Here is a 25,245-nt window from a genome sequence, read left to right on the forward strand (position 1 = left end):
TGACTTTAAACAGAATGGTGGGCGATGCAGGGATTGAACCTGCGACCCCACCCGTGTGAAGGGTGTGCTCTCCCGCTGAGCTAATCGCCCGCTCGTTGCCCGAAGGCCAAGCGCGCCGCGATATAAGGGAGGCCGGCCTGTGAAGTCAACCACTTGTCAGCCGTCATCTGGCGGTCTGGACTATGGCCGGCTTCAGCCCTCTGCCGCGGCCATCAGCCCTTGTACCAGATCGAGCGTCAGCGAATCGAAATGCGAGATCACCGCCGACGGTTCGAACTCTCGCACATGACGATCGGTGTAGCCGAAATCGACTGCCACCACCGGAATCCCGGCGGCTTTCGCCGTGTCGATGTCGGTCTGCGAATCACCGACCATCAGTGCACGGTGCGGATCGCCGCCGGCGCGCGCGATGGTCTGCGTGAGATGGCGCGGGTCGGGCTTGCGGTACGGAAAACTATCCTGACCGCAGATCGCCGCGAAATGCCTGGTCATACCGAGCGCCTCGATCAGCGCCACCGAATTGGCCTCGTATTTATTGGTGCAAATGGCCAGCAGGTAACCGGCTGCCTCGAACCGTGCGATCGCCTCGGGGACGCCAGGGTAGGGGCGCGATTTGCCGGGGATGTTAACGGTGTAATGGTCCAGAAACAGCTTGAGCAGGCGGTCGTGCTCCTCCACTGCCAGCGACCTGTGCTGCGCTGCGTGAGCGCGCTCGATCATCACCCGGCCGCCATGGCCGACGAAGCGCTTGAAGCCGGCTTCGTCGACGGCCGCGAGCTGGCTGGCGGCAAGGCTGTGGTTGAGACTGTCGAGCAGGTCCGGCGCCGTGTCGATCAGCGTCCCGTCGAGGTCGAACACGATGATCGGTCGGGTCATGGCCTGTCCTGTGACGATTTGATTGCCGGCAGGCGATAACCGCTGCGGCCCGTTCAGGCAAGACGGCTTATCCACCGCGGGCAAGGTCCTTTGACCAGCCCGGCAAAAATGCTACGAGCGCCGAAACAAATCTCGGGACCCGGCATGGATGCGAGGCAATTGAAGGTTGAGGCCGCGCGGGCAGCGCTTGCCCATGTCACGGATGGCATGCGGCTCGGCATCGGCACCGGCACGACGGCGGACGAGTTCGTGCGGCTGCTCGCAGACAAGGTCGCCACCGGCCTGACTGTCATCGGCGTGCCGACCTCGGAGCGCACCGCCGTCCTTTGCACCGAGCTTGGTGTGCCGCTGTCCACCCTCGAGCAAACCCCCGAGCTCGACCTCACCATCGACGGCGCCGACGAGATCGATCCGGCGCTGACGTTGGTCAAGGGCGGCGGCGGTGCGCTGCTGCGCGAAAAGATCGTCGCGGCGGCCTCCGCCCGCATGATCGTCATCGCCGACAGCTCCAAGATGGTCGAGATGATCGGCCGTTTTCCGCTGCCCATCGAAGTCAACCGGTTTGGCCTGCGCGCCACCGAAATTGCGGTCGGCGCGGCAGCTGCAAACCTTGGCCTTTCCGGCCCTGTTACATTGAGGATGACGGGGAGCCAGCCATTTGTTACAGACGGCGGCCATTTTATCCTCGATGCATCTTTTGGCCGCATTCCGGATACAAGAGCGCTTTCGAATGCTCTCCACGCCATTCCGGGCGTGGTCGAGCATGGTCTTTTCATCGGGCTGGCATCAACGGCCATCATAGCCGGCGGCGACGGCATCCAAACCGTCCATGCCGCCCGAAAATCAGGGAGTTTTACCGATCATGATGTTGCATAACCGGGTTGGCCGCTTTTTTGCCATTCTGGCGGCCTCGGCCGTTTTCGCGTTTTCGTCGCCGGCATTCTCGCAGGACGTCACCGACGCGCATTTGAAGGCGGCGCGCGCCGCCGTCGCGGCAATCCATGCGACGGATACGTTCGACAGCATCCTGCCGCAAGCGGCCGCGGCACTGGAGCAGCAACTGATCCAGAAGAACCCGGACATGCAGGAACTGATCGCCAAGACCATCAACGAGAAGGCGATGGCCTTGGCATCGCGCCGCGCCGACCTGGAAAAGGAAGCGGCGCTCGCCTATGCAAAGGTATTCTCGGAAAAGGAACTCAATGAAATCGCCGCGTTCTACAATTCCGATTCCGGCAAGAAGCTGCTCGACAACGGCCCGATCGTGACGCGCGAACTGGTGAAGGCTGCCGAGATCTGGCAGAACGGCCTGGCTCGCGATCTCGCCCAGCAGGTCGGCGAGACCCTGGGTGCAGCGGCGAATGCCAAGGCGCCGGCTGCACCTGCCGACGGTACCGCTCCGGCCGATGGCGCAGCTCCCGCGGACGCTACACCGAATTGATTGCGGACTTCCGAGCCGCCTGACCGCCACTGGACCAAAAGCCCGGCAAGTCCGGGCTTTTCTTTTGATAGTCGGCAGCCTACCTGTCTCGGGGTTTGAGGGGCAAGGAGTTCAGCCATGGCCGGTTACGACTACGATCTTTTCGTCATCGGCGGCGGCTCCGGCGGGGTGAGGGCGGCGCGCGTCGCGGCCGCACTCGGCAAGCGTGTCGGCATTGCCGAGGAATACCGCTATGGCGGCACATGCGTGATCCGTGGCTGCGTGCCGAAGAAGCTCTACGTCTACGCCTCGCAATTCCCCGAGCATTTCGCCGATGCCGCCGGCTATGGCTGGACGGTGCCTGAGGCGCGTTTCGACTGGCAGACGCTGGTCGCCAACAAGGACCGCGAAATCAGCCGGCTGGAGGCCATCTACAAGAAGAACGTGCAGGGCGCCGGCGGCGAGGTCTTTCATTCGCGCGCCACCCTGGTCGATCGGCATGTGGTGCATCTTCTCGGTGAGGATCGCACCGTTACCGCCGACCAGATCCTGATCGCTACCGGCGGGCGACCGGCACCGCATCCGGCATTGCCCGGCCATGAGCACTGCATCTTTTCCAACGAGGCCTTCGACCTCAAGGAACTGCCGAAGGCAATCATGATCGAGGGCGGCGGCTATATCGCCGTCGAATTCGCCAACATCTTTCACGGCCTCGGCGTCGACACGACGCTGGTCTACCGCGGCAAGGAGATCCTCAGCCGTTTCGACATGGACCTCAGACGCATGCTGCACGACACGATGGAAAAGAAAGGGATAAAAATCCTCTGCCACGCCGTGTCCGAGTGGGTCAGGAAGCGGCCTGACGGCCGGCTCGACGCGCTTGTCACCGGTGGCACGGTGCTGACGGTCGACCAGGTCATGCTCGCCATCGGCCGCATTCCCAATACCGAGAACATGGGCCTGGAAGGCGTCGGCATCGAGATGACCAAAACCGGGGCAATCCACGTCGACGAATACTCCCGCACCAACATCGACAACGTCTGGGCAATCGGTGACGTCACCCATCGCGTGCAATTGACGCCGGTGGCAATCCACGAGGCGATGTGCTTCGTCGAGACCGCCTTCAAGGACAAGCCGACGGCGCCCGACCATGACACGATCGCTACCGCAGTCTTTTCGCAGCCCGAGATCGGTACGGTCGGTCTGTCGGAGGATGAGGCGGCAAAGCGCTTTCCGGATGTTGAAATCTACCGCGCCACCTTCCGGCCGATGCGGCACACACTTTCCGGCCGCGACGAAAAGATGCTGATGAAGCTGGTCGTCGACGGCGCCTCGAAAAAGGTCCTCGGCGCCCACATTCTCGGGCCGGATGCCGGCGAAATGGCGCAGCTTCTCGGCATACCGCTGAAGGCCGGCCTGACCAAGGATGATTTCGATCGCACCATGGCGGTGCATCCGACCGCCGCGGAAGAACTCGTCACCATGTACAAGCCGACTTACCGGGTGAGAGATGGTGAGCGCGTCTGACGCGACGACAACCCATCGCGGCAACGAAATTGCCGCGATGGAAGAGCGTGAGTTTTCTTACAGCAACGTTCCGCCCAGGATCACCAGCGCCACAGAAAAATAGATCACCAGCCCGGTGACGTCGACCAGCGTGGCGACGAACGGGGCCGATGCGCTGGCCGGGTCGAAGCCCATGCGCTTCAGGGCGAACGGCAGCATCGATCCAGACAGCGAGCCGAAGGTGACGATGCCAACCAGCGTGGCGCCGATCGTCATTGCGATCAGCGGCCAGTGCGGGCCGTAGTCGTAGAAGCCGAGATACTGCCAGAGCGCGATGCGGCAGACGCCGACCACGCCAAGAATCGAGCCAAGCACCAGGCCGGTGGGCAGCTCGCGCAATGCCACCCGCCACCAGTCGCCAAGGCCGATCTCGCGCAGTGCCAGCGCCCGGATGACGAGCGAGGTCGCCTGCGAGCCGGAATTGCCGCCGGAGCTCATGATCAATGGAATAAATAGCGTCAGCACGATCGCCTTTTCCATCTCGCCCTCGTAACTTTGCATCGCGTTGGCGGTCAGCATCTCGCTGATAAACAGCGCGCACAGCCAGCCGGCGCGTTTCTGGATCATCGCCAGAAAGCCCATCTTCATATACGGCTCGTCGAGAGCCTCCATGCCGCCGAAACGATGCACATCCTCCGTCGTTTCCTCGATCATCGTGTCGATAATATCGTCGATGGTAACGATGCCGAGCAGTTTGCCGTTGTCCACGACCGGAACGGCGAGCAGATCATATTTCGAGATCAGCTGAGCAACCTTTTCACTGTCGGTCAGCGGTGAAACGGTGACAGGCGCACGATCCGGCGCGATTGCCATGATCAGCTCGTCGGGCCCGCCAGCGATCAGTCGACGCAGGCTGGTCGAGCGCAACAGGACATGCGTTTGCGGATCGACGATGTAGATCGCGTAGACGGTTTCGCGCGTCCGCTCCACCTTGCGGATATAATCCAGCGTGCGGGCCACGCTCCAGTCCGGCGGCACGCTGACATATTCGGTCGTCATGAGCGAGGCGGCGCTGCCTTCGGGATAGCCGAGAATGGCAAGCAGCGTCGCGCGCAGCGGTGGCGCCAGGCCACCAAGCAGTTCGGAACGAGCCGGCTCGTTCAGATCGCGCAGTATGTCGGCGGCGCGATCGACCGACATGGCGGCAAGCAGTCTGCCTGCCTTGATGCGGGGCAGCGCCTCGACCAGTTCGGATGCGCCGTCGAGTTCAGGCTGGTCGAAGATCTCCACCAGCCGCCCGAACGGCACTTCGCAAAGCAGCTCCGATGCCGTCTCGCGGGGCTCCTGGTTCAAGGCCTCGACGATGTCGGCGACGTGTTCGTTGGCAAGTACGCGAGCGATGGCGATGGCATCGCCGCCCGCGACAGGGGAAAACTCGTTCATGGCTCACTCCTTGCCGTCCGGCAGGACGTGAGCCTGTCAGGTCACGTCAAGCGGACGGCGGTTGCGTTCGACTGTGACTGTCGCCAGGCATGGCGCGGTGACCTTTCTGCTCGCGGGTTCGAGTTGAGATTCTGCAAGCCGGCGCAACATAGGAGCGCGCCTTGCCGAGTCAATCGCGAGAGCGGGTTAAAACGGCGGCAAACCGGCGGATCGCGAGACTGTGATCGGGCTACGTGGCAGTGGCTGGATGCCGGCAGTGGTGCCGCGGCTATCTCTGCTTCAGCCGGCGGGGAAAGCGCAGCCACTTGTCCTCGGCCGGCCGTGTCGGCTGCGTGAGGATGGTGGTGAGCTCTACCGGCAAGCTCGGAACCAGCGGCTTCTTGGTAGCGACGCCGTCGGCGATCGCAACCACGCTGTGGTAGAATTCGGTGCCCGCGAGCGATCTCGGCGGCGTCGCCTCATGCATGATCGAGATCACGGTTGCATCAGGGCAATTGTCCTTGATCGCCTGGTGGAAGGCGATCCGTCCATCGGGGTCGAGCGCGCCGGTGGCTTCATCGAGGAACAGCAATCCCGGCTGCTGCAGCACGATGCGGGCGACAACCAGCTTCTGTTTCTGCCCACCCGAGAGAACCTGATCCCAGATCTTTCCTTCACGGCTCTCATCGGCCAAATGCTCGATGAAATCGCCGAGGCCGGCCTTGTGCAGGGCGGATGCGACCTGCATGTCGGCGTAATCATGCTCGGAACCAGGCAGGCAGACCAGTTGCTTCAACGAAACCTGCTGCAGCTTCACCTCCTGGGCGGCGTAGAAACTCCTGACCCCTTCCGGGAAGACGATGGTGCCGCGGCCATAAGGCCACAGGCCGTTGATCGCCTTGACGAGCGAGGTCTTGCCGCAACCGGATTCGCCCTTGAGGAAAGTCCACTCGCCACGCCGGAAGCGCAAGTTCGCGGCACTCAGGAAGGGCGTTGCGTCCTCGCCCTGATGCGCCAGTTCGAGCTTCTGGATGGTCAGTCCGAAAACCGGGTTCTGGTGGTCGTAGCGGAAGTCGGACCGGCCGGTCTGCTGATAGAATTCCTGTGGCTGCTGCACGTTCTCGATTGCCTGCGCCAATTCGATGACGCGCTGGCTGTTGGCGCGCAAGGTGGCGATGTCCGGCATCACATGGATGAACCACGAACAGTTGCTGATCAGCTTATCGACCTGGCCGGAAGCTGTCAGATAACCCTTGAGGTCGAGGCCGTTGTGGATGAAGGGCACGAGCCCTGGCCCGAAAGCGACAATCTTGGCACCGATGAAATTATAGATCAGCTCGAACGAGGCGTAGCCAGTATTGACGATGTTCAGTCTGGCCCAGGTACGGTCAATGTCGGCATAACGCTGGCTGTTTACAGTCTTCTGCACATTCTCGCCCTGCGATGCGGCGACATGAAAACTGCGGCGCAGGAATGTGATCAACTCGCTGCGGTAACTGCCTTCGGCCTGCTGCATTCTGACGTTTAGCCACTCCAGCATTCGGCCGAGTTTCAATGCGATCCAGGTGTTGAACGGCACATACACAGCGATTGCCAGGAGAGCAAGGACGGCGCTGCCGTAGCTGCCGAGAAACTCCAGGCCCTTCACCTCGACAGAGTTTTTCAGCAATTCGCCACCGAGAAAGTAGAACGAAGCGAAGACGCTTAGCACACCCGAAGCAAGCCCGATGGCTCCGCCAGTCATGGCCTTGATGGATTCCTGCACGCGCTGGTCGATATTGTCGGGAGCTGCATTCCCGGAAGAGCCATGCTGGGCATGGAAATGCGTATGGTTAGAGTCGAGCAGGGCCTCGTTGAATCGGCTGTCCAGCCAGCCACGCCATTTGCGATGCAATGTCTTGGAAACCAGGTTGTGAATGCCGGCAATAACCAAGTCCTTGAGCAGGACCAGCAGCACCAGCCAACCGGCGTTGGTCAGTATTGTCTTGAGTGGCGTCGTGTTCGCGGCATCGTGGAAAAAAGCGATCGAAGTCGCCAGCTCAGCCCCAGCTACCGTAAACCAGACGTCGGCTTTGCTGGACAGCGCGATGATCAGCGCGATCACCAGCGTCAGCGTCCAGGCTTCCCTCCAGCGGTCCGAGAACCAGTAGACCCGCATCAGCCCCCAGAAGCTGCGCATCGACGATACGGGCGTCAGGGGCGACTGCCTTGCGGCACCGCGGAGCCATTTTTCCGATATTGAATGTCGCGTTGGTCTATCGACCCGAATCACTATCCCGCCCAAACGATTTTTCTTTTGTTACGGACAGTAACACCAATTGATCATTTTCCATTAGCTTTTCACCAGTCGCAGGTGGCTTAGCTTGCCGGCCGTTGCAGTGGAGCAACAGAATGAATGATCACGGCGCTGTGCCGTCACGTTTCGAGGGGCGGAATACCAACGCAATTTCAAATAGTTACTTGCCTGCGCCCGAGCAAGTAGAGATCTTCCCCAAGGGAAGGTCTTCACACAGCTTTGTGAACATAGAAGCGCCTTCCAGCGGCCGATCTTCACAGCCTGAACCGCCTTCACGGCCAGTCCGGCCTCGTCGGCGGCCAGAACGTGACGTATGATTCGTGGTTGAAGCCGCCTTGTCAGGACCCGTAGTCGGCCAAGCAATGACTTTGCCGACACAGTCCGGGATGAAGATCTATCAATTGGCCCGTGCCTTTTTAAGAGCGCGCACAAACCGCGTTTGACAAACACGCGCTTCGGATTGAACCTGCCGGACGCATCCAGGTTTGAACCGGGGGGAAGTTCGCCATGCTTGCACGGACATTTTTTGTCGCGACGCTCGCAACATTTTTCTGGCTGCCGCAAACATATGCCGGCAGCCAGACCGTTCCCGCAAATGCCGAGGGACAGATCGAGTTCAACACGCCGTCCGGCAATATCGGCTGCATCTACACGCCGAACGGCGGCACCAGCACCTACGAGCCACAGGATGGCGGACCGGAACTGAGTTGTTCGCGCGTCGAGCCCAGCTACGTCACGATCATCCTCGGCCCGAAAGGCCCGGCGACGCTGATCAAGAATCCGGGCGAGCAAGGCTGCTGCGGCGGCGTCACCAGGCTGGCCTACGGCAACAGCTGGAGCAAGGGGCCATTTTCCTGCCAGTCATCCACCAAGGGATTGACCTGCACCGGCAAGCATGGCCATGGCTTTTTCGTCAGCAAGGCCAAGGTGACCGTGAAATAGTCCGACTCAGTTCGCTGTTTCCAGTTCGCCGCGTGCCTTGGCCGCGGCGACCTGGCGGAGTGCATCGGCGAGCGTATCGGCGTCCTGGGCACCCATCACCGCATATTTGCCTTCAAGCAGAAAGCACGGCACACCCGATATGCCCATGCGCGAAGCGGTGGCGATTTCGGTGCGCACGGCCTCTACATCGGCGTCGGTCGGCAGAAGCGTTTCGACCACGGACGCATCCATGCCGGCCTCGCGGGCGGCTTCGATCAGCACGGCATGATCGCCGAGATTGGCGCCTTCCTCGAAATTCAGCTGGAACAGCCGGCGCACCAGCCGGTTCTGAATGGCCTCGCCGGCCGTGCCGGCCCAGCGAATGAGACGGTGCGCATCCAGCGTATTGGGCGCGACCTTGATGGCGTCGAATGCGAAGGAGATGCCTTCAGCCTCGCCCAGCGGTTCGATCCGGGCATGGATTTCGCGGATGCGTTGCTCGCTGCCGAATTTCGCCACCATATAGTCGCGGCGGTTCTTGCCTTCGGGCGGGATTGTTGGGTCGAGTTGGAAGGGCCGCCAGCGTATGTGAACGTCGATATCGACGGCGGCAATCGCCTTGTCGAGCCGTTTCTGGCCGATAAAGCACCAGGGACACACGACGTCGGAGACCACATCGACGGTAATCGAGCTCTCGTCGTTCACCTTGATCTCCTGTTGTGAAGAGGTCACTTCGGTTTGCGCCACCAGGTCGGCAACTGATAACCGTATATGGGCGTCTTTTGCGGATGTTCCAGATAGTTCCAATAAGCGAGCCATTGCTGGTTGTTGTGCTGCGTCGGCACCATGTAATTGCCGGAGATCAGCAGCCGGTCGAGAACGCGGACGGCCGCTACATAGTCCTCCTTCGAACGAGCTCTCAGCATCGCCTCGATCGCCGCATCCACTGCGGGGTCGGCGACACCCGCCAGGTTGAACGAGCCTTCGGCCTTGGCGGCAGCGGATCCCCAGCGCCCGGTTTGCTCGATACCGGGCGACAGCGAGTTGTTGAAACCGGTCGAGCCGACCAGCACCTCGAAATCGAAACGCTGCTTGCGCGACTGGATCTGATCACCGTCGAGGCTGCGGATGCCGACATCGATGCCGAGCTTCTCAAGGGTGCGCTGATAGATAGCGGCAAGTCGCTCTTCGTCCTGCGAGGCGGTCAGGATCTCGAAACCGAACGGCTTTCCCTCGGGATCGAGCATTGCGCCGTCCTGCACCGTATAGCCCGCGCTCTTCAGCAGCTCGAATGCCGCCTTCAGCACCTTGCGATCCTGGCCGGAGCCGTCGGTAACGGGCGGCCTGTAGGTGCCGTCCATGACATCTGCGGGCACGCGGCCGGGGTAGGGGGCCAGCAGGGCCTTTTCCTTTTCGCTGGCCGGGTGGCCCAGCGCGGACAGTTCGGAATTCTGCCAAAAGCTCATCGTGCGCGTATATTTGCCGCCGAACAGGTTCTTGTTGGCCCATTCGAAATCGTAGAGCATGCCGAGCGCGCGCCGCACGACCGGATTGGAAAATTTCGGCAGCCGCGTGTTGAACAGGAACCCGTTGACCACCGGCGGAATGCCGGTATCGAAATTTTCGGCGATGACCTCGCCCCTGTGGAAGGCCGGAAAATCGAGATCGCGCTCGCGCTTGACCGGGTCGCTGTCGTCGTCGATGGCGCAGATGCCTTTCTTGAACGCTTCCTGCTTGGCGTTGGCGTTGAGGAAATATTCGATGGTGATCTGGTCGTAATTGTCGAAGCCGCGCTTGGACGGCACGTCCTTGCCCCAATAGTCCGGATTGCGCTTGAACACGATGCGCTGACCGGGCACGACTTGCGCCACGGTATAAGGCCCGCTGCCGATCACCGGCTTCAGCGTCGTCCTGTCGAAGGTGTCCTTGTTGAAGGCGTGTTTCGGGATGATCGGCGTCAGCGCAGTGATCAGGGGAAATTCGCGGTCCGCCTTTTCGTTGAAGGTGAAGCGCACACTGCGCTCGCCGGTCTTTTCGAGCTTGGCAATCGCTTTCATTCGCTGGCTGTAAGGTGGGCGGCCCTTCTCGGTGAAGACGTCATAGGTAAACAACACGTCTTCCGGCGTCACCGGCTCGCCGTCCGACCATTTGGCGTTGGGATCGAGGTGGAATTCGATGCTCTTGCGCTCGGGATCCATGTCGGCGGTATCGGCGAGCAGGCCGTAGAGACTGAAGGCCTCGTCGTAGTTGCGCTGCATCAACGGCTCGAAGACAAGATTGCCAAAGGCTTGATCCATCATGCCGCGCGCGGTGGTGCGCAGGCTTCTCAGGATGAACGGATTGAGATTGTCGAAGCTGCCGACGACGCTATAGGTAATGCTGCCGCCTTTCGGCGCGTCGGGATTGACGTAGTTGAAATGATCATAGTCGGGCGGCAGCGCCGGCTCGCCCTGCATGGCAAGCGCGTGCACCGGTTCCGACAGGGCCGGCTGCAGGGAAAAGCCGACAAACAAGATTGCGGCGATCAGCCAAACGACAACGCGGCCCATGACCGTCTCCTTCCCGATTCGATGCGCAGCATACATGAGCCGGTCGTGCACCGGCCAACCCCTTGAGCCTATCCCTTGGCCAAGATTCGCGAGGCCCGGGCTGGATTCGGCACCGCTTGCAGTGTAACACGCCGTCCGAAGTCATTCTGTTGCCTCATTTCGGCAACAGGTAGCTGGACCACACGGCATGAAAAAAGCCGGTTCCGGGATCATTTGAGAGGAATGCACGACATGACGAGCCTGAACAGCAACGCGTACCGCCTGTCGGTCATGGCCGCTGGCGTGGTCGGCATTCTGGGCGCCGGGATTCCCGCTGCTTCCGCGCAGCAGCAACAGCAGATTCCGCAAGGCTGGTTCAAGGCCTGCACCAAACAGGAAGACGTCGACATCTGCAATGTCCAGAACATCACCACCGCCGGCAACGGCCAGCTCATCACCGGCGTCAGCCTGATCGAATTGAAGGGCAAGGTGAACCGCAAGGTGTTCCAGGTGACGGTTCCGACCGGCCGTCTCGTTCCTCCCGGCATCGGCCTCCAGATCGACGGCGGCAAGGCGCAGAAGCTCGACTATGTGATCTGTTTTCCGGATCGCTGCGTGGCGGAAGTGCCGCTGAGCGATCAGCTTGTCGCATCCTTCAAGAAGGGATCGGCGCTGACGCTCACCTCGGTCAATTTCCAGAACCAGCCGAACCCGATCAAGATTGCGCTGACCGGCTTCAGCGGCGCCTTCGACGGCCCGCCGCTGCAGCAGTCGGATATCGAGGACCGGCAGAAGAAGCTCCAGGAGTTCGTCGCCAAGAACAATCAGGACTTTGCCAAGAAGCTCAAGGAAGAGCAGGAAAAGGCGAAGGCCGCCAACTGATCGACGGGTTTTCGAACCAACAAAAAAGCGGGGGCTCATACCCCGCTTTTTTCGTTTGGACCCGCCATTTGTCGCGTCCAGCCAAGTCTCAAGCCAGTCCCAGCCCAGCCAGATCCCGGCTAAGTCAATGTCTCAATTGGTGCTTCGGCTCGTAGCGCCCGTCCGGCTTCTTGTCGAACATTTCACCAATCTGCGGATGCCGGACCGGTTCGCCCGACCGGTCCTCGAGTAAATTCTGCTCGGACACATAGGCGATGTATTCCGTTTCGGAATTCTCGGCGAGCAGATGATAGAAAGGCTGGTCCTTGCGCGGCCGCACGTCAGCGGGGATCGCCTCGTACCATTCGTCAGTATTGGCGAATTGCGGATCGACGTCGAAAATGACGCCGCGGAACGGAAACAGCCGGTGCCGAACCACCTGTCCGATCGAGAATTTGGCTGTCTTCATCGCACTCACCACTTGAACTTCTTGAACGCCACGCATCTCGGAACACGCAAGGAACGCTCCAGGACTTTAGATTCTTACGCACCGGTCCGGCAAAGATTGGCCCAGACCTTAAGGTCGACATCGTCATTATTTGGCGCAGACGCGGCGTCAATTCAATCCCGATCCCCTTGATGCCGGGTTGAGCATCGCGAGATGCGGATCAAGGGCGGTGGCCAAGATCGCTATCGCTCAGCCGGTTTTCGCAATCCGCCAAAAAACGCCGCAAAACCGCTGCCGGGTCGAAGACCCTCGCGCATGAAAAACGCCCGTAACGGCGCAAACCCCTCAAGCGCGCCCAGGCCAGCGCTGCGCACCAGCTGGGCCGGCAGCATGTCGGAAAGCAGCGACATGTTGAGCAGGTTGACCGCGCTGCTGCGCGCCAGAATGTCCGGCCGCCGCTTGAAATCATAGGCTGCAAGCGCCTTGGCGGCGCCCGGGTCCGAGCGGTTTCTGCTTGCGGCACCAATCAGGTCGTCGATGTCCCGGATGCCGAGATTGAGGCCTTGCGCGCCAATTGGGGGAAACACGTGGGCGGCTTCACCGACAAGTGCCACGCGGCGCTGCGCAAACCGCCACGGGCTCACCGCTGAAAGTGGGTAGACCTGCCGGCCGGGCTCAACCGACACGCGGCCCAACATCGATTGCATTCGCTGTTCGACCCGCGTCGAAAGCTCGGCGTCGTCGAGTGCTGCAAGGTCCTTGGCGATATCGGGTTCGAGCACCCAGACAAGGCTGGACCGGTTGCCGGGCAGGGGAACCTGTGTGAACGGACCGGTCTCGGTGTGGAATTCGGTCGAGGTGAAGGCATGGTCGCTGCGGTGACCGAAATTGAGCACCAACGCCGCCTGCGGATAGGATCGGATCGAGGTGCGGATGCCGGCTGCCTCGCGGGCCGGCGACTGACGGCCATCGGCGGCAACTGCCAACGATGCCTCAACCTCGCTGCCGTCGGCGAGAACGGCATGGGCATGGTTGGCATCGAGGCGCCATGCCTCCACCATCGACTTTCGCCATTCGATGCCCGAATGCGCGACAGCCTCGGCTAGCATGCGGTTGAGAACGCTGTTGGGCAAGTTCAGCCCGAATTGCTCTTCGTTGATCTCGCTGGCGCGAAAGGTCACTGTCGGGCTGCGGATCAGCCGGTTGGTTGCGTCAACGATACGCATCACCTTGAGCGGCGCTGCGTGCGGCCTGATTCCGTCGAAGATCCCTAGCCGTTCGAACATCTTCAGGGCAGGGTTCATCAAGGCTGTCGTCCGGCCGTCGGGGCCGGCTGCATCGGGTCCGACGAGCGTCACGGGAAAACCCGCCTCGGCAAAGCCAAGCGCCGCGATCAGCCCCGCAGGGCCGCTGCCGGCGACCAGTATCCGTGCTGTTTCCCGATGGTTCAAATTCGGCTTCCGGATTGCGAGGTGAGGCCCGTCCGACCTGCTGGTCCATATAGGTCAGGTGATGCGGCTTGATCAACGCGGCGATTCGGCCCATTCGGTTGCCATGACCGGCCAACAAGACGATTTCAGCCACCTCGACGGCACCGGCCGCGCGATGGCGAGCGTTGCATGCAGCCCTCGACTGACGGTGGGCGTCATTGCCGGCATGGGCATCGCCGTTGCCTGGCTCCTTCTCGGCGCAATGGCAGTTCGGGGGGCGGTGAGCCGGCTCCCGGGCGCCGATGTACCCGGCGACGCCGCGCTGGAATACCTGCCGCAACTGCCGCTGCCGGATTTCCTTGCGCGTTTCTTCGCCCTTTGCCTGGCGCCGGCGCCGCTTCGCGCAAGCGTAGGCGCGCAAGGCGGGGCACTCACCGCGATGTGGCTGTTGATGGCCATCGCGACCATGCTGCCCTCCGCGGCGCCGATGATCCGCACTTATTGCGAGATCGCAGATACCGCCCGGATCAAGGGGGAACCCGTTGCCCATCCGCTGATCCTTGTCGCTGGATATTTGAGCGTCTGGCTTGCCGCCTCGGCAATATTCGCTGCCCTGACGCTCGCAGTCCATGCATTCGTGTCATCCGGGCAGATGCTCGATCCGCTGCTTGGAATTGCCGGAGCAGCCGCGCTGTCGATCGCTGGTCTCTATCAGTTCAGCTGGCTGAAGGAAGCCTGTCTGGAGAAGTGCAGAAATCCGTTCTCGGTCCTGTTCGCCAACTGGAGCGCCAGGCCCATTCGCATTTTCCGGCTCGGTATAGAGCAGGGCCTGTGGTGCCTTGGATGCTGCTGGGCGCTGATGCTGGTAATGTTTGCCGTCGGTGTGATGAACGTGTTCTGGATGGCGCTGGTCGGCTTGTTCAGCCTGGTCGAAAAACAGACGGCAGGCAATCTGCCGACGCGGTTGGGCGGTGCGATACTGCTTGTCTGGGCAGCCGCGCTACTAGTAGTCTCGGCATGAGGGGGGAGAATTCGATGACAGATCAAAACTGGGCAATGAAGGGAGAGCTCATCCTTTCCTGCAATTGCACGGTTTTTTGCCCTTGCGTTCTGTCGCTCGGCAATCATCCGCCCACGGAAGGCTATTGCCAAACCTGGGCGGGGTTCCGGATCGATGCCGGCCATTTCGGCGAGGTCGACCTGTCCGGCCTCAATCTTGGGCTGGTCATGGAAATCCCCGGTTATATGAGCCGCGGCAACTGGACGGCGGGCCTGTTCATCGACAAGCGCGCCTCGGTTTACGCTATGAAGGGACTGACGAAGATATTCACCGGCAAGGCCGGTGGAACCACATCGCTGCTCTCCATCCTGGTCGGACAGTTCCTCGGTGCCGAGCAGGTGCCGATCACCTACGAGACGCGTGAGAAAACACGCATCTTTCAGATACCGAAGATCATCGATGGTGCGGTGACGCCAATCACCGGCAAGGATCGCGACAAGGATACGGTCATCAGCAATTCGGAATACTGGATTGCGCCGGAAATCATCGTCGCCAAATCCGACAAGAGCAAAATGCGGGCCTTTGGCCGCAACTGGAACTTTGCTGGCCGTTCGGCCGAAATCTGCAAGCTGGACTGGCGGGGCCCGTGAGCAAGAAGACGACGGCCAGGAAAATCGCCGACCGGATTCCGCGGCCGAAGAAGAAAGTCACATGGCCTCAGGCGCGGGCGTTCTCGGTCCATCTCTTGACCGCGTCGGGCTCATTCCTGGCGTTTCTGTCGCTGGTGGCAGCAAGCGAGCAGCGCTGGACGGCGATGTTCTGGTGGCTGGGGCTGGCGCTTTTCGTCGACGGCATCGACGGGCCGATCGCCAGGAAGCTCGATGTCAAGGAAATCCTGCCGACTTGGTCGGGCGAACTGCTCGACAACATCATCGACTACGTGACCTACGTGTTGATTCCGGCCTTCGCGCTCTATCAGCGCGGCTTCATGGGCGAGCGCCTGTCGTTCCTGTCGGCGGCGATCATCGTGGTGTCGAGCGCAATCTACTATGCCGATACCGGCATGAAGACGAAGGAGAATTTCTTCAAGGGCTTTCCGGTCGTCTGGAACATGGTGGTGTTCACGCTGTTCGTCATCGAGCCCGGACAATGGGTTTCTTTCGCCGTGGTCGTGGTGGCCGGCATTCTCACCTTCGTGCCGATCAATTTCATCCATCCGGTGCGGGTGAAGCGGCTGCGGCCAATCAATCTCGGTATGACGCTGCTTTGGTGCGCTTTCGGCGCGCTGGCGCTGGCGCAGGCCGCACTTGCCTCCTTCTACGACCAGATCGGCGTGCTGGGCGAGCAGGTCAGCGATTTCATCAAGATCGGGATTACGGTCACCGGGCTTTACCTCGCTTGCATCGGCGCTATCATGCAGTTCTTCCCAAATCTCGGCGCCAAGCCGGATAAGAAAGCCTGATCCCAAGAGAGCCAGAAAATGTCCAAAGCGATCCGCATCCATGCCCATGGCGGCCCGGAGGTCCTGACCTATGAGGATGCCGATCCCGGGCAGCCGGGCTCGGGACAGATCCTGGTCAAGCATACCGCGATCGGTCTCAATTTCATCGACGTCTATTATCGCTCTGGCCTTTATCCGCCGCAGGGCGGATTTCCGCTGATCCCTGGCGGCGAGGCGGCCGGCGTGGTCTTGGATGTCGGCTCGGATGTCGACTGGCTCAAACCCGGCGATCGCATCGCCTACGCCGTGACGACCGGCGCCTATGCCGGGCAGCGCGTGATCGCCGCCGACCGCGTGGTGAAGGTGCCGGACGGCATCAGCGACGAACAGGCCGCAGCCATGATGCTAAAGGGCATGACCGCCGAATATCTGTTGCGCCGTACATTCAAGGTGAAAGCCGGCGACACGATCCTGTTTCATGCGGCGGCGGGCGGTGTCGGGCTGATCCTCGGCCAATGGGCCCAGCATCTCGGCGCGACAGTGATCGGCACGGCGAGTTCCACCGACAAGATCGAGCTCGCCAAGGCGCATGGCTTCGACCACGTGATCAACTATCGCGAACAGGATTTCGTGGCCGGCGTTGCCGCTATCACCGGTGGCAAGAAATGCGACGTTGTCTACGATTCAGTCGGCAACGACACATTTCCAGCCTCGCTCGATTGCCTGCGGCCGCTCGGCACTTTCGTCAGCTTCGGTCAATCGTCTGGGCCGATCCCGCCCTTCAGCATCTCGTTGCTGGCGCAGAAGGGCTCGCTGTTCGCAACGCGGCCGACGCTGTTCGTCTATAATGCCAGGCGCGAAGACCTCGAGGTTTCCGCCGCTGCCTTGTTCGACGTGGTGCTCAGCGGCGCCGTCAAGATCAAGATAAACCAGCGTTACGCGCTCAGCGAGGCCGGCAAAGCGCATTCCGATCTCGAAGGGCGCCGGACCACCGGGACAACAATACTTATCCCTTAGGCGCCCGCAGTTTCGGGCCGCCGACGCCGCCGTTCTTGCGAACTGCTCTTTACCGCTTGAGTTTCCGCTGAAATTCTTGAAGCTCTTTCAAGTCGTGAGGCGCTTACCGTAGAGAGCAGCCCGCGCATACGATGGTTGCGGGAACACAGAACATGTCTGGCAAACCAGATGGAGGCACCGTGAGTGCAGATCAGGACGGCGCAAACCTGCTTGAGGTTCGCGGCCTCACAAAGATATTCGGCACGTTGACGGCGTGCGACCATGTCGATCTCAACATCGCCAAGGGCGAGATCCATGCGTTGCTTGGCGAGAACGGCGCCGGCAAGTCGACCCTGGTGAAAATGCTGTTTGGATCGCTGGAACCGAATTCCGGCGAGATTTTCTGGAATGGCCAAGCGGTCAGGATCACCAGCCCCGGCACCGCAAAAAAGCTCGGCATCGGCATGGTTTTCCAGCATTTTTCCCTGTTCGAAGCGCTGACGGCGGCGGAGAACATCGCGCTGTCGCTGGATGACGGCTCGCCGATCAGTACGATCGCGGCCAAGGCGAGGGCGCTCTCCTACAGTTACGGCCTGCCTCTCGATCCGCTATCGCTGGTCGGTGATCTGTCGGTCGGCGAGCGTCAGCGCATCGAAATCATCCGCTGCCTGCTGCAGACGCCGCAACTTATCATCCTCGACGAACCAACTTCGGTGCTGACGCCGCAGGAGGCCGATAAGTTGTTCGAGACGCTCGAACGGCTGCGTTCGGAAGGAAAGTCCATCCTCTACATTTCGCACCGGCTGGAAGAGGTCAAACGGATCTGCGACCGCGCCACGGTGCTGCGTCACGGCAAGGTGGTCGGCCATTGCAATCCGCGCCAGGAAACCGCGTCTTCGTTGGCGCGGATGATGGTCGGCAACGAGGTGCTGGCCGTGGTGCGGGCGCCGGCCGAGGGTATCGAGACCGCGCCGGTGCTGCTTCAAATCCGCGAACTCACCCGCAAGCCGGCGACCCCGTTCTCGATCCCGCTCAGGAACATCAATCTTGAAGTCCGCGCCGGCGAGGTGATCGGCATTGCCGGTGTCGCCGGCAACGGCCAGGGCGAATTCTTCGAATCCGTTTCCGGCGAGGTGCTGCAGCCGGATGCCGGCTCGGTCCGCATCCGCGGCAAGGATGCCGGCGGTCTCACCATCACCGGCAGGCGTCTGATGGGCGCTGCCTTCGTCCCGGAAGAGCGGCTCGGCCATGGCGCAGCACCGCGCATGAAGCTTTCGGAGAACCTGCTTCTGTCGCGCCACGCCACCGATGGCAAGATGTTTGTCGGCGCCGGTGGAATGGTCAAGGGCGATGCGATCCATACCGCTGCCCAGCGCATCATAAAGGCAATGGACGTGCGCAAGAGCGCGCCGGATCCGGAGGCTGCGGCTCTTTCGGGCGGCAATCTGCAGAAATTCATCGTTGGCCGCGAACTCGACCGCCGGCCGAGCGTCTTGGTGGTCAATCAGCCGACCTGGGGGGTCGACGCGGGTGCGGCGGCCCACATCCGCCAGGCGCTGATCGAACTGGCGCGCAGCGGCTCGGCGGTGCTGGTGATCAGCCAGGACCTCGACGAGCTGTTCGAGATTTCCGATGCGATCACGGTCATGCACAATGGCGAATTGTCGAAGCCGCTGCCGATAGCTGAAGCGACATTCGAGAAAATCGGGCTGCTGATGGGCGGCGCCGAACCCGGTCATGCCGAACATAAGCTGGAGACAGCCTGATGCGCCTCGAACTTGTAAAACGCCCGCAGCGCTCGATGCTGTTTTCGGCACTCTCGCCTTTCATCGCTTTCGTTTTGACGATCATTGCCGGTGCCATCATGTTCGCGCTGCTCGGCGTCAACCCGTTGACCGCGTTCCGCATCTACTTCATCGAACCGATCAGCCAGGTCTGGCAATTGCATGAGCTGGCGATCAAGGCCGCCCCCCTGATCCTGATCGCAGTCGGACTGTCGGTCTGCTACAAGGCCAACATCTGGAACATCGGCGCCGAAGGCCAGTTCATCCTGGGCGGCATTGTCGGCTCGATCATCCCCGTGCTGTTTCCGCAGTTCGAAGGCCCATTGGTGCTGCCGCTGATGCTTCTGCTCGGCATGGTCGGTGGGGCCGCCTATGCTGCAATCCCGGCACTGCTGAAGACGCGCTTCAACACCAACGAGATCCTGACCAGCCTGATGCTGGTCTATGTCGCCCAGCTCTTCCTCGATTGGCTCGTACGCGGGCCGTGGCGCGATCCGCAGGGCCACGGTTTCCCGCAGACCATCCAGTTCAACGACTCGGCCATACTGCCGGAACTCCTCCCGGAATCCGGCCGGGCAAACTGGGGATTTGTCTTCGCGCTGATCGCGGCGATACTGATCTGGATCCTGATGAGCCGTATGCTGAAAGGCTTCGAGGTCCGCGTGCTCGGCTCAAGCCCGAGGGCAGGGCGCTTCGCCGGGTTTGGCCTTAACCGCATGGTCTTCTTTGCCTTCCTGCTGTCGGGCGCACTGGCCGGACTTGCAGGGATTTCGGAGGTCTCGGGAGCCATCGGACAATTGCAGCCGGTGATCTCGCCCGGCTACGGATTTACCGCTATCATCGTGGCATTTCTCGGCCGGCTCAATCCGCTCGGCATCGTCGCCGCAGGCCTTGTGCTGGCGCTGACCTATCTGGGCGGCGAGGCAGTGCAAAGCGCGCTCGGCATCTCCGACAAGGTGGCGCGCGTGTTCCAGGGCATGCTTTTGTTCTTCGTGCTCGGCTGTGACACGCTCATCCATTACCGCATTCGCCTGACCGGCTTTTCCGCGCCGAAGCTCGAGGCAGCGCCGAAGCTGGAGGAAGCCCGCTGATGGACATCACCGTCAACATCCTCTTGACCATCGCGACGGCGGCGACGCCGCTGCTGATCGCGGCGATCGGCGAACTGGTGGTCGAACGTTCGGGTGTGCTCAATCTCGGCGTCGAAGGAATGATGATCATGGGTGCCGTCGGCGGTTTCGGCGCCGGCTATCTCACCGGCTCGCCTTGGATAGGGCTGTTGGCGGCAATCACCATGGGGGCAGTGTTCTCGCTGCTGTTTGCCGTCATGACGCTGTCGCTGGCCACCAATCAGGTGGCCACCGGCCTATCGCTGACACTGCTCGGCCTCGGCCTTTCCGGCATGATGGGAACGAATTTTGTCGGCCAGCCCGGCGAAAGGCTGCCAAACCTCGATATTCCCGGCCTGACCGCAATCCCGGTCGTTGGCAGGCTGCTGTTCGGCCAGGATCCAATCTTCTACATCTCGATCGCGCTGACCGCCGCCGTCATGTGGTTCCTGTTCAAGACCCGCACCGGGCTCACGCTGCGCTCGATCGGCGACAGCCATGCATCCGCCCATGCGCTTGGCATCCATGTCATCCGCTACCGCTATCTCTCAGTGATTTTCGGCGGCGCTTGTGCCGGCCTCGCCGGCGGTCACCTATCGCTGGTCTACACACCGCAATGGGTGGAGAACATGACCGCCGGCCGCGGCTGGATCGCGCTGGCTCTGGTCGTCTTCGCCTCCTGGCGGCCCTGGCGGGTGCTGGCCGGCGCCTATATTTTCGGCGCGATCTGGGTTGGCCAGCTTCACGTCCAAGCCATAAATCTGCAGGACTTCGTCGACGCGCCCTGGTTGCTCTACAAGTTAATTGCGTTCTTAAAATCGTTTCCCTCGCAACTGCTTTCTTCGCTGCCCTATCTGGCAACCGTCGTGGTTCTCGTTCTAATCTCGCGCAACAAGCGTTTGACGATGATGAACACGCCGGCCTCCTTGGGCCAGCCATTCGTTCCGGATCGTTGACAACAAAAAGACGGAAGCTCCAAGGCTTAACTCAGAGAGGTAACACAATGAAAAAACTGCTTATTGCCCTGATGGCGGCGACGGCCGCATTGTCGCTGGCGGCATCAGCCGAGGCGGCGGACAAGCTGAAGGCGTGCTGGGTCTACACCGGCCCGATCGGCGATTTCGGCTACTCCTACCAGCACGACCAAGGCCGCCTCGAGGTGGAAAAGGCACTCGGCGACAAGGTCGAGACCGCCTATCTCGAAAACGTCTCCGAAGGCCCCGATGCCGACCGCGCCTTCGAGCGCCTGGCGCGCGAGGGATGCAAGATCATTTTCGGCACGTCCTTCGGCTTCATGGACCCGGAAGTGAAGATCGCGAAGAAATTCCCCAAGGTGATGTTCGAGCACGCCACCGGCTACAAGACCGCCGAAAATCTCGGCATCTACAATGCGCGTTTCTACGAAGGCCGTTACGTGCTTGGCCAGATCGCCGCCAAGCAATCGAAGTCGGGCGTCGCCGGCTACATCGTTTCCTTCCCGATCCCGGAAGTGGTGATGGGCATAAATTCCTTTATGCTCGGCGCACAGTCGATCAATCCGAACTTCAAGGCGAAGATCGTGTGGGTGAACTCCTGGTTCGATCCGGGCAAGGAGGCCGATGCTGCCAAGGCATTGTTCGACCAGGGCGCCGATATCATCGTCCAGCACACCGACTCGACCGCTGCCTTGCAGGTGGCGGAAGAGCGCAAGCTGCACGGCTTCGGCCAGTCCTCCGACATGATCAAGTTCGCGCCGCACGCGCAGCTGACCGCGCTGACCGACGAGTGGGGTCCCTACTACATCAGCCGCGTCCAGGCGGCGCTCGACGGCACCTGGAAGCCCGATAATGTCTGGCTCGGCATTAAGGACGGCGCCGTCAAGCTGGCGCCGTTCACCAACATGCCCGACGACGTCAAGGCGATGGCCGAAGCCACCACCAAGAAGATCGCCGACGGCTGGAACCCCTTCACCGGGCCGGTCGCCAAGCAGGACGGCACACCTTGGCTGAAGGAGGGCGAGGTCGCCGACGACGCCACGTTGCTCGGCATGAATTTCTACGTGAAGGGCGTCGACGACAAGCTGCCGCAGTAGGTGGTCGGAAACATATCGAACGAAAGGGCGCCACGTGGCGCCCTTTTTCATTTTGGACGGAATATCAGACTGCTGAGCCGTAAAGGTCGTAAGCGTCGGCGCGCTCGATCTTGACCGTGACGATGTCGCCGGCGCGCAGTGGCCGCCGCGACTGGATATGGACCGAGCCGTCGATTTCGGGCGCGTCGTATTTGGTCCGGCCCTTGGCCGAATTGCCATGCGCCTCGTCGATCAGGACCGGCAGGCGCTTGCCAATTTTCTTGGTTAGCTGCGTTGCCGAAATCTTCTGTTGGCGCTGCATGAAGCGGTGCCAGCGGGCTTCCTTGATCTCCTGCGGCACTTGCTCGAGGCCGAGCTCGTTGGAGCGGGCGCCTCTGACCGGCTCGTATTTGAAACAGCCGGCGCGGTCGATCTTGGCCTCGTCCAGCCAGTCGAGCAGCATCTCGAAGTCGTCGTCCGTCTCGCCGGGGAAGCCGACGATGAAGGTGGAGCGGATGGCAAGGTCCGGGCAGACGTCGCGCCAGCCGCGAATGCGCTCGAGCGTCTTTTCGCCATGAGCGGGCCGGCGCATGTTCTTCAGCACCTGCGGCGAGGCGTGCTGGAATGGGATATCGAGATAGGGAAGAATCTTGCCCTCGGCCATCAGTGGGATGACATCAGCGACATGCGGGTAGGGGTAGACATAGTGCATGCGCACCCAGAGGCCGAGCTTGCCGAGTTCCTCCGACAAATCCAAGAATTTCGCCCGCACCTCGCGATCGCCGAACATGCTGGTCTGGTATTTGATATCGATGCCGTAGGCGCTGGTATCCTGCGAGATGACGAGGATCTCCTTGACCCCGGCCTTGGCCAGCTTCTCGGCTTCGCGCAACACGTCGGCGGCCGGCCGCGATACCAGGTCGCCACGCAGCGCCGGGATGATGCAGAAGGTGCAGCGGTTGTTGCAGCCTTCCGAGATCTTGAGATACGCATAGTGGCGCGGCGTGAGCTTGACCCCTTGCGGCGGCAAAAGGTCGATGTAGGGATCGTGGCTCGGGGGGGCAGCCTCATGCACCGCCCTCATCACGCTTTCATAAGCTTGTGGTCCGGTGATGGCGAGGACGTTGGGATGTCTTTCACGGATGATGTCCGGCTCGGCGCCGAGGCAGCCGGTGACAATAACTTTGCCATTCTCCGAAAGTGCCGAGCCGATGGCGTTGAGCGATTCATCGCGAGCCGAATCGAGGAAGCCACAGGTGTTGACGACGACCAGGTCGGCGCCGTCGTGCTTGCGGGCGATCTCGTAGCCCTCGGCGCGCAGGCGCGTGATAATGCGCTCCGAATCCACAAGGGCTTTCGGGCATCCAAGGCTGACGAAACTGACGCGAGGGGCGGACATCAAAGCTTTCCGGATTTTCAGGATTGGCGGCGCAGTACCACACTTGTCGCGGCATTGGTATGGGCGGCGGCTGCGGCGAAACGCAACCGCCAGCGTCGCCGAAGCTGAAAGGCCCCGCCGATGCGAGTTCGAGTCGATGCGTCAGCTCATCGCACTGCTGACATGCGGCAATACTTCCACAGCGCCTCGATAGATCATATCGAGTGCGACATAGAAGATGATCAAAAGGCCGATGTAGGCGATCCAGCGATGGCGGTGCAGCAGCTTGGCGATAAAGCTCGCGGCAAGGCCCATCAGCGCGATCGACAGGACGAGGCCGATCACCAGCACCTGGAAGTGATCGCGCGCCGCGCCGGCGACCGCCAGCACGTTGTCGAGCGACATCGACACGTCGGCGATGACGATCTGCAATGCCGCCTGACCCAGGGTCTTTTTGCGCGCCTTGCCGGCCACCATAGCATCGCTGTTGATATCGGAATTGGACAGCGCTTCGGTCGCCTCCACCTCGTCGGCATGCGACGTGCGCAGCTCGCGATACATCTTCCAGCACACCCACAGCAGCAAGATGCCGCCGGCCAGCAGCAGGCCGACAATCTGCAGCAGAGTGACGGTGATCGCGGCAAAACCGATGCGCAGCACCGTCGCCGCCACCACACCGATGAGAATCGCTCTCTTGCGCTGCTCGATGGGCAAGCCCGCCGCGGCCAAGCCGATGACGATGGCGTTATCGCCTGCAAGCACGAGGTCGATGGCGATGACCTGGAGCAGGGCAGAGAAGCCCGCGGCAGTGAAAATTTCCATCGACTGGAAGTCCCTTGCTGGTTGGCCGCGTTCGCGTCGAATGCCTGGAGGGCCTAACGTGTATGGTTCCCGCGCGTCAAGGGACTGGTTGGAACACGGTCGGCAAACCGCCCGTTATTGCGGCGATATACAGAGTTTGCGACGATCGGCCCGAACACCGACAAAATGCGGCCACAGGTCGTGAATGCCTAGTTATAGAGATTGTATTTGGGCCAGTCGCTTTCCGGAATTTCATCACCGATCCGGTAGCGGAGCTGCAGGACTTCCATATGGTCCGGCACTGTTTCGCATTTGAATTTCAGCCGGTACCACTGTCCCTTGCTGCGAAACGCAGCACCCGGGCTCTTGATCGCATCGGCGCCCATTTCGGGCGTCGCAAAAGCGTAGGCGACGACACGATCGGCTTTGTATTTGTGGTCGTCGCGGGTAATCCGGTCGAGAATTTCGGCGTCGCATCGCTGCTCCAGCCGGGTTTGCGGATCGAGTTTCAGCAGGCCGGCGCGCAATGCGCTGTCCATTGCGCTGGCCGGCCAAGCCACTATCGTCCATGCGAGGACCGCAGAAAATAGTTTATTCATGGGCGGGAGAAGCATCATATTCGGGCGGAGAAATCAACCCGACGAAGCGCGGCTGCGCGGCGGGTGACAGTCTTCGCTTTGTGGCAGGTTGTTGATTACGCAATAGTATCACCGGTACTTTGGTATCGTTGCCATGATCAGCACCTGTCGCATTTCAGCGACGCGAGAGGTGGCGCGCGGCATGGGGCAGAGCGGCGGTTCTCCCCTAACCGGACCGGCCTGTTAAACCCAGGCAGTCGAGAATCCGACGAGCGGAAAACTCGACGTCATGCCTGCAGAATTGAAGAAATTGGATGCGCGGCCTGAGACATAGGTGACGTTTTGTACCGGACACATGGGTAACACTTTTGGCTTTTGGCCGGAGGTGTTGATGCCGTGG

Annotated in this window: 23 protein-coding genes and 1 tRNA gene; 13 read left to right on the top strand and 11 right to left on the bottom strand. The window is 61.3% G+C overall.

Features of this window, described 5'->3' with window-relative positions; genetic code table 11:
• Positions 1–15: 15 nt before the first annotated feature.
• A tRNA-Val gene (locus NKI39_RS24245) sits at positions 16–90 on the bottom strand.
• 102 nt (positions 91–192) lie between these two features.
• Positions 193–876, bottom strand: coding sequence for a phosphoglycolate phosphatase (locus NKI39_RS24250; RefSeq protein WP_352834936.1), 684 nt, complete (start codon positions 874–876; stop codon positions 193–195).
• 144 nt (positions 877–1,020) lie between these two features.
• Between NKI39_RS24250 and rpiA the strand changes: the two genes are divergently transcribed.
• From rpiA to gor, 3 genes are all read left to right on the top strand, one after another.
• Positions 1,021–1,752, top strand: a complete 732-nt coding sequence (rpiA, locus tag NKI39_RS24255; RefSeq protein ID WP_023675034.1) for a ribose-5-phosphate isomerase RpiA — start codon at positions 1,021–1,023, stop codon at positions 1,750–1,752.
• Positions 1,739–2,317, top strand: a complete 579-nt coding sequence (locus tag NKI39_RS24260) for a DUF2059 domain-containing protein (RefSeq protein WP_352448901.1) — start codon at positions 1,739–1,741, stop codon at positions 2,315–2,317. Before rpiA ends, NKI39_RS24260 begins: the two co-directional genes overlap by 14 nt.
• Positions 2,318–2,434: 117 nt before the next feature.
• Positions 2,435–3,823, top strand: coding sequence for a glutathione-disulfide reductase (gene gor / locus NKI39_RS24265; RefSeq protein ID WP_352682751.1), 1,389 nt, complete (start codon positions 2,435–2,437; stop codon positions 3,821–3,823).
• A gap of 57 nt (positions 3,824–3,880) precedes the next feature.
• On the opposite strand, the gene mgtE is transcribed toward gor, so the two are convergent.
• Positions 3,881–5,245, bottom strand: a complete 1,365-nt coding sequence (gene mgtE / locus NKI39_RS24270) for a magnesium transporter (protein ID WP_352682750.1) — start codon at positions 5,243–5,245, stop codon at positions 3,881–3,883.
• Between the two features lie 268 nt (positions 5,246–5,513).
• Positions 5,514–7,403 (bottom strand): ABC transporter ATP-binding protein/permease, encoded by a 1,890-nt coding sequence (locus NKI39_RS24275; protein ID WP_352682747.1) that lies wholly within the window; start codon positions 7,401–7,403, stop codon positions 5,514–5,516.
• A gap of 624 nt (positions 7,404–8,027) precedes the next feature.
• Between NKI39_RS24275 and NKI39_RS24280 the strand changes: the two genes are divergently transcribed.
• On the top strand, positions 8,028–8,462 hold the full coding sequence (locus NKI39_RS24280; protein WP_352613631.1) for a hypothetical protein: 435 nt from the start codon (positions 8,028–8,030) through the stop codon (positions 8,460–8,462).
• Positions 8,463–8,468: 6 nt separating this feature from the next.
• Here NKI39_RS24280 and NKI39_RS24285 read toward each other — a convergent pair whose 3' ends face one another.
• Positions 8,469–9,146 carry a DsbA family oxidoreductase gene (locus NKI39_RS24285; protein ID WP_352471875.1) on the bottom strand — a complete coding sequence of 226 codons (678 nt, stop codon included), beginning with the start codon at positions 9,144–9,146 and terminating at the stop codon, positions 8,469–8,471.
• A 23-nt stretch (positions 9,147–9,169) separates the two neighbouring features.
• Positions 9,170–10,990, bottom strand: coding sequence for an extracellular solute-binding protein (locus tag NKI39_RS24290; protein WP_352834939.1), 1,821 nt, complete (start codon positions 10,988–10,990; stop codon positions 9,170–9,172).
• A gap of 231 nt (positions 10,991–11,221) precedes the next feature.
• Between NKI39_RS24290 and NKI39_RS24295 the strand changes: the two genes are divergently transcribed.
• A complete protein-coding gene (locus NKI39_RS24295) occupies positions 11,222–11,851 on the top strand; it encodes an invasion associated locus B family protein (RefSeq protein ID WP_352448908.1) in 630 nt (209 codons plus the stop codon).
• A gap of 124 nt (positions 11,852–11,975) precedes the next feature.
• Here NKI39_RS24295 and hspQ read toward each other — a convergent pair whose 3' ends face one another.
• The gene (hspQ, locus tag NKI39_RS24300; RefSeq protein WP_023675043.1) at positions 11,976–12,299 is read right to left on the bottom strand and encodes a heat shock protein HspQ; all 324 of its coding nucleotides are present in this window, start codon (positions 12,297–12,299) and stop codon (positions 11,976–11,978) included.
• A gap of 221 nt (positions 12,300–12,520) precedes the next feature.
• Positions 12,521–13,729 (bottom strand): UbiH/UbiF family hydroxylase, encoded by a 1,209-nt coding sequence (locus NKI39_RS24305; RefSeq protein WP_352834942.1) that lies wholly within the window; start codon positions 13,727–13,729, stop codon positions 12,521–12,523.
• Positions 13,730–13,832: 103 nt separating this feature from the next.
• On the opposite strand from NKI39_RS24305, the gene NKI39_RS24310 reads away from it, so the two are divergent.
• The 8 genes from NKI39_RS24310 to NKI39_RS24345 all read left to right on the top strand — a co-directional run bounded on the left by NKI39_RS24310 (position 13,833) and on the right by NKI39_RS24345 (position 22,109).
• Complete coding sequence (locus NKI39_RS24310; protein WP_352834944.1) at positions 13,833–14,729, top strand: DUF2182 domain-containing protein; 897 nt, start codon at positions 13,833–13,835, stop codon at positions 14,727–14,729.
• A 14-nt stretch (positions 14,730–14,743) separates the two neighbouring features.
• Entirely contained in the window at positions 14,744–15,358 is a 615-nt protein-coding gene (locus NKI39_RS24315; RefSeq protein WP_352502444.1) for a DUF1326 domain-containing protein, read from the top strand.
• A 35-nt stretch (positions 15,359–15,393) separates the two neighbouring features.
• Positions 15,394–16,170: a phosphatidylcholine synthase gene (gene pcsA / locus NKI39_RS24320; RefSeq protein WP_502893794.1), complete on the top strand. Its 777-nt coding sequence runs from the start codon at positions 15,394–15,396 to the stop codon at positions 16,168–16,170.
• An 18-nt stretch (positions 16,171–16,188) separates the two neighbouring features.
• On the top strand, positions 16,189–17,166 hold the full coding sequence (locus NKI39_RS24325; RefSeq protein ID WP_352502445.1) for a quinone oxidoreductase family protein: 978 nt from the start codon (positions 16,189–16,191) through the stop codon (positions 17,164–17,166).
• 152 nt (positions 17,167–17,318) lie between these two features.
• Complete coding sequence (locus NKI39_RS24330; RefSeq protein WP_502898600.1) at positions 17,319–18,911, top strand: ABC transporter ATP-binding protein; 1,593 nt, start codon at positions 17,319–17,321, stop codon at positions 18,909–18,911.
• A complete protein-coding gene (locus NKI39_RS24335; protein ID WP_352636755.1) occupies positions 18,908–20,020 on the top strand; it encodes an ABC transporter permease in 1,113 nt (370 codons plus the stop codon). Before NKI39_RS24330 ends, NKI39_RS24335 begins: the two co-directional genes overlap by 4 nt.
• Positions 20,020–20,994 (top strand): ABC transporter permease, encoded by a 975-nt coding sequence (locus tag NKI39_RS24340; RefSeq protein WP_352448916.1) that lies wholly within the window; start codon positions 20,020–20,022, stop codon positions 20,992–20,994. The genes NKI39_RS24335 and NKI39_RS24340 overlap by 1 nt, the downstream gene beginning before the upstream one ends.
• 47 nt (positions 20,995–21,041) lie before the next feature.
• Positions 21,042–22,109, top strand: a complete 1,068-nt coding sequence (locus tag NKI39_RS24345) for a BMP family ABC transporter substrate-binding protein (protein ID WP_352502446.1) — start codon at positions 21,042–21,044, stop codon at positions 22,107–22,109.
• 64 nt (positions 22,110–22,173) lie between these two features.
• On the opposite strand, the gene rimO is transcribed toward NKI39_RS24345, so the two are convergent.
• From rimO to NKI39_RS24360, 3 genes are all read right to left on the bottom strand, one after another.
• Positions 22,174–23,487 (bottom strand): 30S ribosomal protein S12 methylthiotransferase RimO, encoded by a 1,314-nt coding sequence (rimO, locus tag NKI39_RS24350; protein ID WP_352834950.1) that lies wholly within the window; start codon positions 23,485–23,487, stop codon positions 22,174–22,176.
• Positions 23,488–23,628: 141 nt separating this feature from the next.
• Entirely contained in the window at positions 23,629–24,288 is a 660-nt protein-coding gene (locus NKI39_RS24355; RefSeq protein WP_352834953.1) for a TerC family protein, read from the bottom strand.
• Positions 24,289–24,476: 188 nt separating this feature from the next.
• Positions 24,477–24,884: a DUF930 domain-containing protein gene (locus NKI39_RS24360; RefSeq protein WP_352834955.1), complete on the bottom strand. Its 408-nt coding sequence runs from the start codon at positions 24,882–24,884 to the stop codon at positions 24,477–24,479.
• Between the last annotated feature and the right edge of the window lie 361 nt (positions 24,885–25,245).

The sequence above is a fragment of the Mesorhizobium sp. M0664 genome (assembly GCF_040320565.1).
Classification (GTDB): domain Bacteria; phylum Pseudomonadota; class Alphaproteobacteria; order Rhizobiales; family Rhizobiaceae; genus Mesorhizobium.